At 64.0% G+C, this 14,749-nt stretch carries 16 protein-coding genes, 2 tRNA genes, 2 pseudogenes and 2 other annotated features; of the genes and pseudogenes, 6 read left to right on the top strand and 14 right to left on the bottom strand.

Features of this window, described 5'->3' with window-relative positions; genetic code table 11:
- Positions 1-147: 147 nt before the first annotated feature.
- On the bottom strand, positions 148-546 hold the full coding sequence (locus THIARS_RS07755; protein ID WP_094160111.1) for a GFA family protein: 399 nt from the start codon (positions 544-546) through the stop codon (positions 148-150).
- Positions 547-595: 49 nt separating this feature from the next.
- Positions 596-862, bottom strand: coding sequence for a hypothetical protein (locus THIARS_RS07760; protein WP_094160112.1), 267 nt, complete (start codon positions 860-862; stop codon positions 596-598).
- Between the two features lie 62 nt (positions 863-924).
- Here THIARS_RS07760 and THIARS_RS07765 point away from each other — a divergent pair, with 62 nt between their 5' ends.
- Positions 925-1,305, top strand: a complete 381-nt coding sequence (locus THIARS_RS07765; protein WP_245845647.1) for a Gfo/Idh/MocA family oxidoreductase — start codon at positions 925-927, stop codon at positions 1,303-1,305.
- A gap of 63 nt (positions 1,306-1,368) precedes the next feature.
- Here THIARS_RS07765 and galE read toward each other — a convergent pair whose 3' ends face one another.
- The 3 genes from galE to THIARS_RS07780 form a co-directional block, all read right to left on the bottom strand.
- Entirely contained in the window at positions 1,369-2,388 is a 1,020-nt protein-coding gene (galE, locus tag THIARS_RS07770; protein ID WP_094160113.1) for a UDP-glucose 4-epimerase GalE, read from the bottom strand.
- A 160-nt stretch (positions 2,389-2,548) separates the two neighbouring features.
- Entirely contained in the window at positions 2,549-2,911 is a 363-nt protein-coding gene (locus THIARS_RS07775; RefSeq protein ID WP_141202358.1) for a hypothetical protein, read from the bottom strand.
- 325 nt (positions 2,912-3,236) lie between these two features.
- Positions 3,237-3,312: transfer RNA gene (locus THIARS_RS07780), tRNA-Lys, on the bottom strand.
- A gap of 198 nt (positions 3,313-3,510) precedes the next feature.
- Between THIARS_RS07780 and THIARS_RS07785 the strand changes: the two are divergent.
- A pseudogene (locus tag THIARS_RS07785) lies at positions 3,511-3,792 on the top strand (transposase); the annotation flags it as partial.
- A gap of 39 nt (positions 3,793-3,831) precedes the next feature.
- Here THIARS_RS07785 and THIARS_RS07790 read toward each other — a convergent pair.
- A protein-coding gene (locus THIARS_RS07790) for an IS3 family transposase (protein WP_094159366.1) occupies positions 3,832-5,057 on the bottom strand; the annotation gives its coding sequence in 2 pieces (ribosomal slippage) (positions 3,832-4,778 and positions 4,778-5,057; 1,227 coding nt in all).
- Positions 4,663-4,779 (bottom strand) — a sequence feature (AL1L pseudoknot). Its footprint overlaps the gene before it by 117 nt.
- Before the next feature lie 2 nt (positions 5,058-5,059).
- On the opposite strand from THIARS_RS07790, the pseudogene THIARS_RS07795 reads away from it, so the two are divergent.
- From THIARS_RS07795 to THIARS_RS18780, 3 genes and pseudogenes are all read left to right on the top strand, one after another.
- Positions 5,060-5,740 (top strand): annotated as a pseudogene (locus THIARS_RS07795) (IS1595 family transposase); the annotation flags it as partial.
- A 47-nt stretch (positions 5,741-5,787) separates the two neighbouring features.
- Positions 5,788-7,013, top strand: a protein-coding gene (locus THIARS_RS07800; protein ID WP_094159366.1) for an IS3 family transposase whose coding sequence is annotated in 2 segments (ribosomal slippage) — positions 5,788-6,067 and positions 6,067-7,013 — 1,227 coding nt in all. Because the reading frame shifts where the segments join, the coding sequence is not laid out codon by codon here.
- Positions 6,066-6,182: a sequence feature (AL1L pseudoknot), on the top strand. Its footprint overlaps the gene before it by 117 nt.
- A gap of 103 nt (positions 7,014-7,116) precedes the next feature.
- Complete coding sequence (locus THIARS_RS18780) at positions 7,117-7,302, top strand: hypothetical protein (protein WP_094160115.1); 186 nt, start codon at positions 7,117-7,119, stop codon at positions 7,300-7,302.
- Positions 7,303-7,340: 38 nt separating this feature from the next.
- Here the strand turns inward: THIARS_RS18780 and THIARS_RS18590 are convergent, their stop codons facing one another.
- Entirely contained in the window at positions 7,341-7,490 is a 150-nt protein-coding gene (locus THIARS_RS18590) for a hypothetical protein (RefSeq protein ID WP_186436594.1), read from the bottom strand.
- Between the two features lie 278 nt (positions 7,491-7,768).
- On the opposite strand from THIARS_RS18590, the gene THIARS_RS07810 reads away from it, so the two are divergent.
- Positions 7,769-8,713, top strand: a complete 945-nt coding sequence (locus tag THIARS_RS07810) for a hypothetical protein (RefSeq protein ID WP_094160116.1) — start codon at positions 7,769-7,771, stop codon at positions 8,711-8,713.
- Between the two features lie 123 nt (positions 8,714-8,836).
- Here THIARS_RS07810 and THIARS_RS07815 read toward each other — a convergent pair.
- The 7 genes from THIARS_RS07815 to tolB all read right to left on the bottom strand — a co-directional run bounded on the left by THIARS_RS07815 (position 8,837) and on the right by tolB (position 14,703).
- A tRNA-Lys gene (locus THIARS_RS07815) sits at positions 8,837-8,912 on the bottom strand.
- Positions 8,913-8,999: 87 nt separating this feature from the next.
- Positions 9,000-9,785 carry a tRNA threonylcarbamoyladenosine dehydratase gene (locus tag THIARS_RS07820; RefSeq protein ID WP_094160117.1) on the bottom strand — a complete coding sequence of 262 codons (786 nt, stop codon included), beginning with the start codon at positions 9,783-9,785 and terminating at the stop codon, positions 9,000-9,002.
- A gap of 52 nt (positions 9,786-9,837) precedes the next feature.
- Positions 9,838-10,953 carry a YeeE/YedE family protein gene (locus tag THIARS_RS07825; protein ID WP_094160118.1) on the bottom strand — a complete coding sequence of 372 codons (1,116 nt, stop codon included), beginning with the start codon at positions 10,951-10,953 and terminating at the stop codon, positions 9,838-9,840.
- 202 nt (positions 10,954-11,155) lie between these two features.
- Positions 11,156-11,839 (bottom strand): 7-cyano-7-deazaguanine synthase QueC, encoded by a 684-nt coding sequence (gene queC / locus THIARS_RS07830; protein ID WP_094160119.1) that lies wholly within the window; start codon positions 11,837-11,839, stop codon positions 11,156-11,158.
- Positions 11,840-11,862: 23 nt separating this feature from the next.
- Positions 11,863-12,675, bottom strand: a complete 813-nt coding sequence (gene ybgF, locus THIARS_RS07835; protein ID WP_094160697.1) for a tol-pal system protein YbgF — start codon at positions 12,673-12,675, stop codon at positions 11,863-11,865.
- Between the two features lie 6 nt (positions 12,676-12,681).
- Positions 12,682-13,227 carry a peptidoglycan-associated lipoprotein Pal gene (pal, locus tag THIARS_RS07840; RefSeq protein WP_186436595.1) on the bottom strand — a complete coding sequence of 182 codons (546 nt, stop codon included), beginning with the start codon at positions 13,225-13,227 and terminating at the stop codon, positions 12,682-12,684.
- Between the two features lie 147 nt (positions 13,228-13,374).
- Complete coding sequence (gene tolB / locus THIARS_RS07845; RefSeq protein ID WP_094160120.1) at positions 13,375-14,703, bottom strand: Tol-Pal system beta propeller repeat protein TolB; 1,329 nt, start codon at positions 14,701-14,703, stop codon at positions 13,375-13,377.
- Positions 14,704-14,749: the final 46 nt, after the last annotated feature.

Below are 14,749 nucleotides of genomic sequence, written 5' to 3' on the forward strand. Positions count from 1 at the left end.
TGGTGCCGGGCAACGCCATCGAACGGGCCGACCACGAAGGGCGCGGGCGTTCCGTGACGCGCGAGAACGGGCACGGACGCGGCAAACGGCTTTGCGGTGCGGGGGCGTGTCGGGGCGTGCATGGTTCTCTTTCTCGCCCGGCCGGATTCACGCTGCCGGGCGGGCCTCATGGAATTCGGGCAGGCCGTCGGCAAGACGTACCCAGGGCAAGCGGCTGCAGGTGTGGGTGTGGTCCTTGGGCGGGAGCAGCGTAGGGTCGTCGAGGCTGCAGGTGGTGAGGTCGACCAGGTCAGGCGCGTCGTCATGCGCAAAGGTCAGTTGGGTGCCGCAGCGGGAGCAAAAACCACGCACGGCTTTCGCGCTGGAGCGGAACTGCGCTGGCAGGCCCTCCACGAAGCGCAGCGCGGATCGCGCCACGCTGAACCAGGCCACGAACGGCGCTCCTGCAGCGCGGCGGCACATCGTGCAGTGGCAAATCGTCTGGTGCGTAACCGGGCCCGTGGCTTCGTAACGAATGGCACCGCATAAACAACCACCTTTGAGCATGACCGTTTTCCTTTCTCGGCGATTCGCGCGGCGCGGGCACAAGCCGCCATCAGGCGCTCCGGCAGGGCCTCGCGCGCGCTCGGAGTTCGCCGATAGGCTCGCGCGCGATCTGGAAATCGGCCGTGTCTTCGCCGGCTCGGCTGCGCCGAGCCTTCCTGCTGCCGAGGCCGAAGCGCGCTTCAGTGTAGGCCATGGGAATCGAGGCTTGTGCGGTGATGATGCGTCGCGAATCGTCGGGGCGGTAGAGGCCCTGGGCGCCGAAACGCGGCGTCGTCAGCGCCGTGGACGACTGCCCATGCGACGGCCTGGCGGCCAACTTTCGTATAGTGGCCGTGCATGAAGGCCGCAGCGGCACTTCATCACCAAGGAGGAGACAACATGATGCAAACACAACGCGTGGCCATCGTCGGGCTTGGACGGGTGGGTTCGGTGTTTCTGGATGCGCTGCTCAAGCAGCAGGGCAAGGCCCTGGATATCGTGGCGGTCGCGGAGTCCAGCCCGACGCCCGGCCTTGCCATGGCGCAAAGCCGCGGAATTCCGGTGCTGGCGCTGCCCGAAATCCTGCAGCGCTGTGCGGAGATCGACATCGTTTTCGACCTGACCGGGGTTGCCACGGTGCGCCGCGAGTTGCGCGACGGTTTGGCGGCCACGAACAACCGGCATACGGTCATTGCCCCGGAAAGCGTCGCGCATTTGCTGTGGTCGCTGCTGGCGCCGGGCGTCGACCTTCCGCAAGTGCATGCGCAGTCAGGGTACTGAGCACGGCGGCGTCTGGCGGCGGATCTTGGGCCGGATCAGCCGGATCCGCCGCTTTCCTCGGCCCTATTCGCCGTAACCCTGCGGATTGCTTTGTTGCCAGCGCCAGGCGTCGGCGCAGATCGTGTCCAGCCCGCGCTTGGCCTTCCATCCGAGCAGATTTTCCGCTGCGGTGGGATCGGCCCAGCACGCGGCGATGTCGCCAGGGCGGCGGGCCACGATCTCATACGGTAGCTCGCGCCCGATGCTGCGGCCGAAGGACTGCACCATCTGCAGCACCGAATAGCCCTGGCCGGTGCCGAGGTTGACCGTGAACATGCCCGGATGCTGCAGCAGATGGCGCAAGGCCGCCACATGGCCCTCGGCAAGGTCCATCACGTGGATGTAGTCGCGCACCCCGGTGCCGTCCGGCGTGGGCCAGTCGCCGCCGAAGATGCGCAGCTTCTCCAGCCGGCCGACCGCCACCTGCGTGACATAGGGCATCAGATTGTTCGGAATGCCGCGCGGGTCCTCGCCGATGAGTCCGCTTTCGTGCGCCCCCACCGGGTTGAAGTAGCGCAGCCGGGCGATGCGCCAATGCGGCTCGGCACGGTGCAAGTCGCCCAGGATCTCCTCGATCATCAGTTTGCTGCGGCCATAGGCGTTGGTGGCGCTCAAGGGGAAGTCCTCCCGGATGGGCACCGAGGCCGGGTCGCCATACACCGTGGCCGACGACGAAAAAATCATGTTGCCCACTTGCGCGCGCTGCATGGCCTGCAGCAGCGTGACCGTTCCGCCCACGTTGTTGTCGTAATAGGCCAGCGGCTTCTCGACCGACTCGCCCACCGCTTTCAGCCCGGCAAAATGAATCACCGCCTGCACCCGGTGCTGCGCGAACGCGGCATCCAGCGCGGCAGTGTCACGAACGTCCGCGCGGATGAAGGCGGGTTTGACGCCCGTGATGCGCTCCACCCGTGCCAAGGACTCGGCGCTGCTGTTGCACAGGTTGTCGTACACCACAGGCGCGTAGCCGGCCTGGATGAGGGCCACGCAGGTGTGCGAGCCGATGTAGCCGGCGCCGCCGGTGACGAGGATGGTCGGTGTCAAGACGAGGCTCCAGGATCAAGGGTCATGAGTGTGCGGCCAGCATAAGGCAAGAGCCATGGGGCCGTCGCGTGGAGAACACCTGCGCTGACCCCGGCTTTCAGGGATGTCGAAACGGCGCGGCTTCGGGAAGCCGCAAGCCGAGGCAGCCTGGGTCCATCCCTCACAGCGGCTTCATCCCCTTCATCAGGGCGGCGGCTTGTTCCTCGTCGATGAGGCTGATGGTCATCGGGTCGCCGCCGAACGGAAACCCCCACGAGCGCCCGGGGCTGTATCCCACCAGCAGGTAGTAGATCTGCCCGGCCTGCGCATCCAGCGTGGCCACGCGCTTGCCTTGCGGAAAGGGCTTGAAACGGAATTCGTGATGGCCACCGGCAATGTCCAGCTTGACGTATGTCTGGCGGGGCAAGCTGGCGATCTGCTCGCCGTTGTCGGTGATGTCCTGATTGCTCGACATCAGCGTCGGGCCGCTGTCGTTGATGATGTACAGCACGGCCTGCCCCGGCCCAAGCGATTGCGAGGCCACGGGGGCGGGCGTGCTCGCCGAGCTCGCGGGGGCGAAAGCCGTTTGCTGCGCGCTCGCCGGCCAAGCCGAGCAGACGAAGGCAAGGGCGCAAAAGCCAGATCCGGCCAAGAATCGAAGTCGGTTCATCGCGGCGTAGAAGGCTGCCAGAAGCCGCAATTTAACGCAGTCATCGTTCGCATCGGCCGTTGCGGCAGCGGCGACGGCAAAACAAACAGCGCCGACTGGACGCCGTGCTCCGCCATGGGCTTTTGCGTTCGAGCGCCTCGCCAGCGCCCCGCAAAGCAAAAAGCCCAGCGGTTAGGCTGGGCTAAGTGCTTGAATCCGTTGGTGGGGGCACAGGGACTCGAACCCAGGACCTACTGATTAAGAGTCAGCTGCTCTACCAACTGAGCTATACCCCCGCGAAGCCGGCAATCATAGCGTAGTTCGCAGGCGTATGGCATCGATCGGGCCGACGGGGGTGAGGAGGGCAAGCCGTTCGGCCGAAGCGGCGTGTGTGCCCGCGACGGCGCCATGCGGGCATGGCAAGAAAAACGCGTTGTTATACTTGACGTACCCAACATGATCGCCGATACTTCGCATACCCAAGCGAGGAAATCATGAGCGAATCAATCCTTTCCCAACCGTTCTTCCACAACGAAGAAGCCGCTTACGAGTTCGTCGAATCGCGTCTGTGGCCGAACGGTGCCGTCTGTCCGCACTGCGGTGAAATTGGCCGCGCGAATAAGCTGCAAGGAAAGTCCACCCGCATCGGAACTTGGAAGTGCTACGGCTGCCGCAAGCCCTTTACGGTGAAGGTTGGCACCATCTTTGAGGCAAGCCACATCAAGATGCACCTGTGGCTGCAAGCCATCTTCCTCATTGCCTCTAGCAAGAAGGGCTGAACCGCCCCGGGTTTCGTGGAGGCTAGTTGGTTTAAGTCATGCCGGAATGGCGTGTTGACTGGCTTGTTGGCGCCAGTAGTTTGCCTCAGCTTCTGCCGGAGGGATACCCCCAATCGGTTTGAGCAGTCGGGTGTGGTTGAACCAGTGCACCCATTGCAGGGTGGCCAGTTCGACGGCTTCCCTGGTTTTCCAGGGTCCGCGGCGGTGAATCAATTCGGCCTTATACAGCCCGTTGATGGTCTCGGCCAGGGCGTTGTCATAGGAGTCTCCTTTGCTGCCCACGGAGGGCTGGATGCCTGCCTGCGCCAAGCGTTCGGTGTACTTGACGCTGACGTATTGCACGCCTCTGTCCGAATGGTGGACCAAGGCATGGGCAGCGGGCCGACGCGCGTACAAAGCCTGCTCCAGCGCGTCCATCACGAAATCGGTCTGCATGGATGTGCTCACGCGCCAGCCCACGATGCGTCGGGCAAACACGTCGATGACGAACGCCACGTACAGCCAGCCCTGCCAGGTGCTCACATAGGTGAAGTCCGACACCCAGAGCTGGTTGGGTCGCTCGGCTTTGAACACCCGGTTGACGTGGTCCTGCGGACACGGCGTGCAAGTGTCGGGGACCGTGGTTCGCACCTTCTTGCTCCGCCGCGCACCCTGCAGCCCCAGGCGTTTCATCAGCCGCTCGACCGTGCAGCGCGCCACCCGGTTGCCCTCGCGGTTCATCTGCAACCAAACCTTGTCAGCTCCATACACCTGCCAGTTGGCGTGCCACACACGCTGGATGTCGGCAGCCAGCGCATCGTCGCGCTGAGCACGGGCGCTGCGCAACTCGGGGTTGCGATGACGCGCGGCATGGCGCCAGTAACACGACGGGGCCATCTGCAGCACTTTGCAGATGGGCTCGACCCCGTGCATGGGGCGGTGCTGGTCGATGAATCGCTTCAACTCTTCAAACGGCGGTCGAGCTCCGCCTGGGCGAAAAAAGCACTCGCCGCTTTGAGGATGTCATTGGCCCGGCGCAATTCCTTGTTCTCGCGCTCGAGTTGTTTGAGGCGTTCACGCTCGCTGCTCGTCAGGCCGTCGCGCTGGCCTGTATCGACTTCCTCGCGCTTGACCCACTCCAGCAGCGTCTGTGGCACGCAGCCAATCTTGGGGGCCATGGATTCGACTGCGGCCCACAGCGAGGGGTACTCGCCTCGGTGCTCCTGCACCATGCGTACCGCGCGCTCGCGCACTTCGGGGGAAAACTTGTTCGTCTTGTTCATGGCTCCATCTTCTCAAAGGTTGGAGCCTCCTCAAAACCCGGGGCGGTTCAGGCATCAGCAGCAACCAGCTTCACCGTACCTTGGGCATCACTCTCAAGTCAGCATGGTTCATGTCGCACCGCATCCGCGAGGCGATGCGCGAGAACGGTTTCGACGTGTTCGGGTTGGAAGGCGGAGATGTGGAAGTGGATGAAACCTTCATCGGGCACGACAAAACGATCAAGCCCAAGGGCGAGAAGCGTGGCCGGGGCTATCACCACAAGAACAAAGTGCTGTCCCTCGTAGATCGCAAGTCCGGGAAGGCTCGTTCCATGGTGATCGACGATGTGAAGGCTTCGACGATCATGCCGATCCTTCAAGCGAACATCTCCCGTGAGGCGCGCATCCTGACCGACGAAGCAGGGCAGTACGTCCACGTCGGAAAGGTCTTCGATGGCGGCCACGCGTTCACGCGCCACGGCGCTGGTGAATACGTATCGTCGGACGACGCTACCGTGCACACTAACACCATCGAAGGATTCTTCTCGGTGTTCAAACGCGGCATGAAGGGTGTGTACCAACATTGCGGGCACAACCATCTGCATCGCTATCTTGCAGAGTATGATCATCGTTACAACCATCGCAAGGCGCTAGGGTTCAATGACTTCGAGCGCGCCGAAGCGGTCCTCAAAGGCGTGAGTTGAACCGCCCCGGGTTTTGAGGAGGCTCCAACCTTTGAGAAGATGGAGCCATGAACAAGACGAACAAGTTTTCCCCCGAAGTGCGCGAGCGCGCGGTACGCATGGTGCAGGAGCACCGAGGCGAGTACCCCTCGCTGTGGGCCGCAGTCGAATCCATGGCCCCCAAGATTGGCTGCGTGCCACAGACGCTGCTGGAGTGGGTCAAGCGCGAGGAAGTCGATACAGGCCAGCGCGACGGCCTGACGAGCAGCGAGCGTGAACGCCTCAAACAACTCGAGCGCGAGAACAAGGAATTGCGCCGGGCCAATGACATCCTCAAAGCGGCGAGTGCTTTTTTCGCCCAGGCGGAGCTCGACCGCCGTTTGAAGAGTTGAAGCGATTCATCGACCAGCACCGCCCCATGCACGGGGTCGAGCCCATCTGCAAAGTGCTGCAGATGGCCCCGTCGTGTTACTGGCGCCATGCCGCGCGTCATCGCAACCCCGAGTTGCGCAGCGCCCGTGCTCAGCGCGACGATGCGCTGGCTGCCGACATCCAGCGTGTGTGGCACGCCAACTGGCAGGTGTATGGAGCTGACAAGGTTTGGTTGCAGATGAACCGCGAGGGCAACCGGGTGGCGCGCTGCACGGTCGAGCGGCTGATGAAACGCCTGGGGCTGCAGGGTGCGCGGCGGAGCAAGAAGGTGCGAACCACGGTCCCCGACACTTGCACGCCGTGTCCGCAGGACCACGTCAACCGGGTGTTCAAAGCCGAGCGACCCAACCAGCTCTGGGTGTCGGACTTCACCTATGTGAGCACCTGGCAGGGCTGGCTGTACGTGGCGTTCGTCATCGACGTGTTTGCCCGACGCATCGTGGGCTGGCGCGTGAGCACATCCATGCAGACCGATTTCGTGATGGACGCGCTGGAGCAGGCTTTGTACGCGCGTCGGCCCGCTGCCCATGCCTTGGTCCACCATTCGGACAGAGGCGTGCAATACGTCAGCGTCAAGTACACCGAACGCTTGGCGCAGGCAGGCATCCAGCCCTCCGTGGGCAGCAAAGGAGACTCCTATGACAACGCCCTGGCCGAGACCATCAACGGGCTGTATAAGGCCGAATTGATTCACCGCCGCGGACCCTGGAAAACCAGGGAAGCCGTCGAACTGGCCACCCTGCAATGGGTGCACTGGTTCAACCACACCCGACTGCTCAAACCGATTGGGGGTATCCCTCCGGCAGAAGCTGAGGCAAACTACTGGCGCCAACAAGCCAGTCAACACGCCATTCCGGCATGACTTAAACCAACTAGCCTCCACGAAACCCGGGGCGGTTCAAGTGGCAAGCGCCTCACGTATCAAAGAACTCACTGAGGAGTTCGCGCACCGCAAGCGAGAGCGTATGACCAAGCCGAAAACGAAGGCGGACGATACGGAGCAATCGAGGCGCTTCCTAGAAGCCGCCAAAGAGCTTGAAGCCGACGAATCTGGCGCCAAGTTTGATAGGGCTGTTCAGCCGTTGGTCCTCGCCAACGCAAAGAGACCGCCACCCGAATCCGGAGTGGCGGCCAAGAAGACTAAGGGCTAGACTTTCTGCCCTATGGACGAGCGGCTGCTCTGAAGGGTTTATCCCTTATCGACCCGGACTAGGAGCGGGAATGCCCGCTTCCCAATTTGGGACGCATAGAGCTTCTGGCCGTTCTTGAGGGTGATCCAGGCTCGGAACACCACGGTGTAGCCCTCAGGAATCGGGAATCCGAAGTTCAGTTGCTTCATCCATATCACCTCCTTTCTGCCGTCATGACGGCGGTTAGGTGTTGAAAAGGGTCAGCCGCTCGGCTGTGCCCGCCTGGAGCCTTCGTAGCGTCTATCCGCCAAGATCATGCGCTACGAAGGCTTTCCTTTTTCCGCCCCGGTTACGGCAGGCTCATCACCGGGGCCGAGTCATCTCCTCATCGATTTTCCCTCCTTCAGGCGCATTGTCTCCTATTGGATTGTCTTGTCAAGTCCGTCGTGATAGGATTCCCGTAAATGCACCAATCCAGGAGGGCAGCATGGCACCCGATTCTGATAGCAAAGACGATGTCGCGAGCAAGATCGCGCGTGATCGTAGTCCGTCCTTCCCCTTCATTTCGTTGAAGGCCGCAGTTGACCGGTTGGTTGCGCTTGAAGGAAAGTTTGGGCGTCACCCGGCTCCAGCGGAGAAGGTGGGGCTCGCGTGGAGCATGAAGGAAAAGAGCAGTCAAGCGTTCCAAACACTAGCTGCTCTCAAGGCCTATGGTCTCGTCGAGTACCAGGGCTCAAACAAGGATCGGCAAGCTATGCTGACCGATGATGCACGGACGTACCTTCGCGCACAGCAACAAGAGATCAAAGCGGGCGTTCTGAAATCCTGCGCTCTGCGTCCTAAGGCGCTTGCTACCTACTGGAAGCAATGGGGGGCTGATCGTCCAATTGACGAAGTTTGCTTGGATCAACTCGTCATCAAGGACGGCTTTACGCAGTCTGCTGCCGCCACTTTCTTGCGCGTTTATGACGACACTATCGACTTCGCGGGCTTGAGTGGAGGAGATGGAGAGACTAGGATTGGTGACAAGGATGATGCGCTCGTGGCTGAGACCAACCGAGAAGATTCTTCCGATCGGCAGGTGAAGATCGGAGACTTCGTGTGCTGGGAACTGAATGGCGTCATCCAATTCGCGGCAAAGCGAGTCGTTGGCTTGTCGCCCGATGGTATGTTTGCATTCGTAGAGGGCAGTTCGACCGGACTGTCCATCAAGGAGTTAATAGTGGTTTCTGCCCCGCCCAACGCGCCCTCAGGAGCGCACCCGAGCCCTCCCTCGCCGCCCCCTGGCGCCGGGCTAAAGCAGGATACTTTCAGCCTAGACGAGGGTACCGTCGTACTTCAATGGCCCTCTTCTCTGAGCCAAGAGAGCTATGACGACTTCAAAGATTGGATCGACCTTCAATTGCGAAAGATCAAGCGATCGATCCAATAAGGAATGAAGATCAAGGAGGGCCGCTAGCAGCGGCCCTTTTTTCATCCATTGGGTACGTCAAATACAACACCGCGAAGAAAAAAGCCTGTGTTTGCCAACGCGGCAAACACAGGCTTTTTGTTCTGGTGGGTCGTGCGTGACTCGAACACGCGACCAACGGATTAAAAGTCCGCTGCTCTACCGACTGAGCTAACGACCCAAAGCCGGCAATCATAGCAAAAGTCGCGGGTCTTGGACCCATGTGCGGGGACGTTGAAGAGGCCATCCGGAGGGCGGCGTTTGTCGTTCAGCGTCGCGGCATGGCAATGGCTTCGAGCGCGGCGCTGGCGGCGACCATGCCGAAGGTGGCGGTGACCATGACGCTTGAGCCGTAGCCTGCGCAATTGAGCCCCTGTGCGGCTTGCGGGTTGTCGCAGCTCGCCTGCAGGGCGGGGCGCACGGGTTCGGCCGAGCAGACGCAAGGCAGGCGCATCGGGCCGCTGCGCGGGGCGCCGAACTCGCGCCGCAGGCGGTAGCGCACCTTGGCGAGCAGGGGGTCGTTGCGCACGTCGGCAAGGTCGAGCATCTGCACCTGCTGAGGCCGGCGCTTGCCGCCCGCGGCGCCGGCCATCACGATGGTCTGCCCGGTATGCAGGGCGTGCGCGGCCAGCGCGGCTTTCGCACGCGCCTGGTCGCAGCAGTCGAGCAGGGCTTGCGCCTCGCCCGGAATCAGGGCGGCGACGTTGTCGGGTTCGACGAAGGCCTCGACCTCATGCACGACGCAGGCGGGGTTGATGTCGGCGATTCGCGCCGCCAGGGCGCGCACCTTGGCCATGCCGAGGCTGGAATCCAAGGCCTGGATCTGCCGGTTGATGTTGGATTCGGCGACATGGTCCAGGTCGATGAGCGTGAGCTGCCCGACGCCGCTGCGCGCCAGCGCTTCGGCTGCCCAGGATCCGACGCCACCGACGCCGATGACCGCGACATGCGCGGCACGGATGCGCTGGGCCGCCTCGTCGCCGTAAAGCCGCGTCACGCCGCCGAAGCGGCGGTCCGGGTCGGGCGTGGAGGCGAGGCAGAGCAGGGCTGACATGGGGGAGGGACTCGGGTGGGGCGGTTTCGCGGGCGGCACGGGTTCGCACGGCTCAGCCGACGCGGTCCAGGCGCCAGGCCTGGTACTTCACGCCCAGCACGCCGCCGGCGATGATGGACGCCAGCGCGATCCAGCTGGTGATGGACAGGGTGGACACGCCGGTGATGCCCTGGCCGATGGTGCAGCCCATGGCGGTGACGCCGCCGATGCCCATGAGCAGTCCGCCGACCAGATGGTTGGCGGTGTCTTCGAGCCCGGCCAGGCCTTCCCAGCGGAAGCGGCGCGTGGCCAGCGCGTGCAGCGCCGCGCCGGCGACGACGCCGAACACCGAGACGATGCCGATATTGAGCACATTGCTGGCATCGCTGTACATCAGGAACCACGACAGGGTATAAGCCAGCGGAGCGACGAAGGTGAACGATTCCATGTGGTTGCCCACGCTGCCGATGTAGGCGTGCTGCAGGGTCAGCGGGCTCTCGGCCAGGTAGCCGAGATGGCCGGACACCCACCACAGCGCCACGACCAGGCCGCCGATGCCGATGCCGCCCAGCAGGTGGCGCGGGCTGCGCGCCTCGCGCGGCCAGATGGACCATGCCCCCAGGGCCAGCGCGGGGCCGACGCCGAGCGCCAGCAGCCAGGTGGGGCGGCCGATGCCCGTGTGCCGCGCCAGGATCGACGGCAGATCCTGCGGGCCGGCGAGTACCACCGCGATGCGATCGAGCCCGAAGACGCGCGCTTCGGCGGTGATGCCGCGCAGCGTGGCATAGGCGCCTATGGCCAGCATGATGAACACCACCAGGGCCTTGAGGCTGCCGGCGCCCATGCGCACCAGGGTCTTGCTGCCGCAGCCCGAGGCCAGCACCATGCCGAAACCGAACATCACCCCGCCGACCAGGGCGGACAGCCACAGCACGCGGTTGGTCGTGTAGATGGTCTGGTCGGTGTTGATGAAGCCGAAGGCGGCCAGCAGGCTGGTGCCGAGCATGGCGGTGGCGATGGCCAGCGTCCACATGCGCATGCGCGTCCAGTCGCGGAAGTTGACGATGTCGGCCACCGAACCCATGCTGCAGAACTGGGTGCGGTGCATGACGGCGCCGAAGCACAGGCTCAGCAGGAAGGTCCACCACAGCACGGTGGTGTTGAGTGCGGAAACCGAGATGTCCTGCAAGGTGGTGGGCGACGGGTGAGGGGTGAAAGCCGGAGCGGCCTGGCGATGGCCGTGCCGGACATGCCAAGGGTAGGAATTGTCACACGTGAGCCGCGGCTTTGGAGGAGCCGAGCCGGGCGCAGGGATTTCCCGCTGCGGCTGCTCGCCCAGCAGGCCACGCGAGGATGCCGCCTGCGCGGTTGCCGATCTGCCGCGCGGCGGTTCAGTCCGCGGTCTTGTACTGCGTGGGGTCGACAACCCCAGCCTCGGCGAAGCCCGCGGCGCGAATGCGGCAGGAGTCGCAGCGGCCGCAGGCCCGCCCTCGCGCGTCGGCCTGGTAGCAGCTCACCGTGAGGGCATAGTCCACGCCCAGGCGCAGGCCTTCGCGGATGATCTGCGCCTTGCTCAGATGGATGATGGGGGCATGCACGCGCATGGGCTGGCCTTCGACGCCGGCCTTGGTGGCGAGATTGGCCAGGCGTTCGAAGGCCGCGACGAATTCGGGGCGGCAGTCAGGGTAGCCGGAATAGTCCACCGCGTTCGCGCCGTAGAACAAGTCGCGCGCGCCGAGCGCCTCGGCCCACGACAGCGCCAGCGCCAGCATCACGGTGTTGCGCGCCGGAACGTAGGTGACGGGGATGCCGTTTTGCGGGCCCGTGACCGGCACATCCAGCGTGGTGTCCGTGAGGGCCGAACCACCGAAGCGGGCCAGGTCGAGCTGGATGACTTCGTGCCGGACCGCCCCCAGCGCGGCGGCGACGCGCCGCGCCGCGTCCAATTCGGCGCTGTGGCGCTGGCCATAGTGCAAGGAGAGGGCGTGGCAGGCATAGCCCTGCTCCCGCGCCTGGGCCAGCACGGTGGCCGAATCCAGCCCGCCTGACAGGAGCACGACGGCCTTGGGCGCCATCCCCTGCGCTGTCGGGACGCCCATCAGCGCAGCTTGGCCAGCCTGTCCTTGGCGGCTTGCGCCGCCTCGGATTGCGGATAGTTGTTGACGAGTTTCTTCAGCGTTACGCGGGCCAGGCGCACATCGCGCAATTCGACCTGACAATTGGCCAGGCCCAGCAGCGCTTCGGGAATCCGGCTGCTGTTGGGGTAGCCGCTGATCAGCCCGTTGAACGCCACGACGGCTTCCTTGTATTGCTTTTGGGCATAGAAGGAGTTCGCCAGCCAGTATTGCGCCTCGGGCGCATAGGGGCTGGCCGGGTATTGCGCCAGGAAGGCCTTGAACTGGGTGCTGGCGCCGGTGAAATCGGAATTGCGGAAAGCCGCCAGTGCCTGCTCGTAAGCCGCCTTCTCGGCCGGCTGCACCGTGTAGCTCTTGCCGCCGATCTGCACCGTCACCGGTTCCAGCGGCGCCATGCGCTGGGTGAGGTCCTTCTGGCTGTTCTGCAGCTTGGCGATGGTGTCGCTGAGCTGGCGGGTGGTGGTGTCCTGCTGGCCGCGCAACTGTGCGATTTCAGTCTTGAGCTGCTCGATCTGGTTGGCCAGGTCGAGCAGCGAGCTGCGCACCTGCTGAATTTGCTGCGCCTGTTGGGTCAGCTGATTCTGGTTGGCCTGCTGGTTCTGCGCCACCTGGCTGCGAAGATCCAGAATGGCTCGGCGCGCCTCGTTGTCGGCGAACAAGTCGGCATGCGCCTGGGGAAGCCAGCCCAGGTTCAGCCCGAGCAGCATGGCCAGGGCTGCTCGGCGCAGCCCGGCCATGCCCGCTGCGCGGGGTGCGTCGGAGGATGGCCGCTGCATCATTGCTTACTTCTGGTAGACGATGTCCACGCGGCGGTTTTCCGCGTAGTCGGCTTCGGTGGTGCCCAGCGCCTTGGGTTTTTCCTTGCCGAAGCTGATGGCTTCCATCTGGCTGGGCTTGACGCCCAGCAGTTCCATGCCCTTCATCACCGCGTCGGCGCGCTTCTGGCCCAGCGCCAGGTTGTATTCGCGGCTACCACGCGCATCGGTGTTGCCTTGCAACTGGACATGGGCGGCGGGATGGCTCACCAGGTACTGGGCGTTGTTTTCCAGGACGGGGCGGTATTTGCTCTCGACAACATAGCTGTTGAAGGCAAAGTACACGCTCTTGGGGACGTCAGGTCCCGGGCCCGCATTGTTTTCGGCGGGGGCCTGCACGGCCGCCACCTGGCTTTGACCCGCGCCCTGGGCGTTGGCACCGGCGTTGCCGGTGACGGGAGCCGCGGTCTGCGACTCGACCGGAGCCTTGTTCGTCTTGACGCCCGAGGCGCAGCCGCCCAGGGTCAGTGCCGCGGCAAGTGCCGTAAGCAAAAGGGCAGAGCGTTGATTCATCGTTGTTCTCCAAATGGTCAGGGTTTGCGTGTAGGTTGAAAACGGGTGAGGCTGAAAACAGAGCTTACAAAAACACGAACGATTGTGGCGGTGAAATATGAAACGGTGTTGTAGAACGGACTCGGCGACGCATCGCGGCGAGAACGCTCAGTTGCCCGGTGTCCAGGGCCCCCAGGACGGCTCGCGCACCTGCAGGCCCGCGGCTGCCAGCGTGGTGCGCACGCTGCCATCGAGCGAAGCGGTCTTGAGCACTTCGGCGCCGCTCTCGTGGGCCGAATAGAGCAGGATCTGGCCGTTAGGGGCAAAGCTCGGGTGTCCGTCGTCGCTGCCGTTGCCCAGCGCACGGGTGTTTCCGGAGGACAGGTCCAGCAACCAGAGCTGGTAGTTGTTGCCCTGCTGGGAAATGTAGGCCAGGTTCTTGCCGTCCGCGCTGATGGCGGGGCTGACGTTGTAGCCGCCGTCGAAGGTCAGCCGGCGCACGCCGCTGCCGTCGACGCCGACCGCATAGATCTGCGGCGAGCCGTCGCGGTCGCTGACGAAGTAGATGCTCTTGCCGTCGGGCGAGAACACCGGTTCGGTGTCGATGGACCCGCTGTGCATGAGCTGGCGTGGCCGGCCGCCGGTGCGCGGCAGCAGGTAGATTTGCGAGCGGCCCGTGAGCGTGAGCACCACGGCCAAGGTGCGACCATCGGGCGAGAATGCGGGCGCACTGTTGGTGCCGCGGAAGTTCGCAACGGCGCGGCGTGCGCCGTTGCGGATGTCCTGGATGAACACGACCGGCTTGCCGGTTTCGAACGACACGTAAGCGAGGCTGCCGCCGTCTGGCGACCACACCGGGGACAACAAGGGTTCGCGGCTGCGCAGCGCGGCCCTGGAGTTTTCGCCGTCGCTGTCCGCCACGACCAGCGAGAAGCTGTGCGGCCCCGCTTTGCTGATGTAGGCGATACGCGTGGCGAATACGCCACGCTGGCCGGTGAGCTTCTGATAGATGAAGTCGCTGATGCGGTGGGCGGCCAGGCGTAAGTCGCCGGTGACGACCTGGTAGATCTCGCCGCCCATGTCGGTCTGCTTCACGGCGTCCCAGAGGCGGAACCGGATCATCCAGCGGTTGGGTCCTTCGGGGGTGACGCTGCCGCCGGCAACCGCCTCCAGCGCCTGGGTGCGCCAGGCCGCGTAGTTCGGCGGGCCTTGCTCGGTGAGCACCGCGCCGCCCAGATTGGAGGTGCGGAACTGCCCGCTGCGGGTGAGGTCGGCGCGCACGATGTCGGCGATGGGCTGCGGGCAGCGGTCCTGTCCCTTGAACGGAGCGATGGCCACCGGAATCTGCGTGGCACCGATACCAGACACGTCGACCTTGAACTGGGCGCGTGCCAAAGTTGGGAAGCCGGCAGCGACAACTGCACCGATGTTTTCCAGCATAAACGGGCTACCTGAAATGGTGACTGCCGTTTCGAGAAGAAAGCGTCTACGTTTCATGGGCGTCGGGTAGGGAAGCGCGTGCTCAGCAAGGCTTGATTGTCGC

The sequence above is a fragment of the Thiomonas delicata genome (genome assembly GCF_900088825.1).
GTDB classification, from domain to species: Bacteria; Pseudomonadota; Gammaproteobacteria; order Burkholderiales; family Burkholderiaceae_C; genus Thiomonas_A; species Thiomonas_A delicata.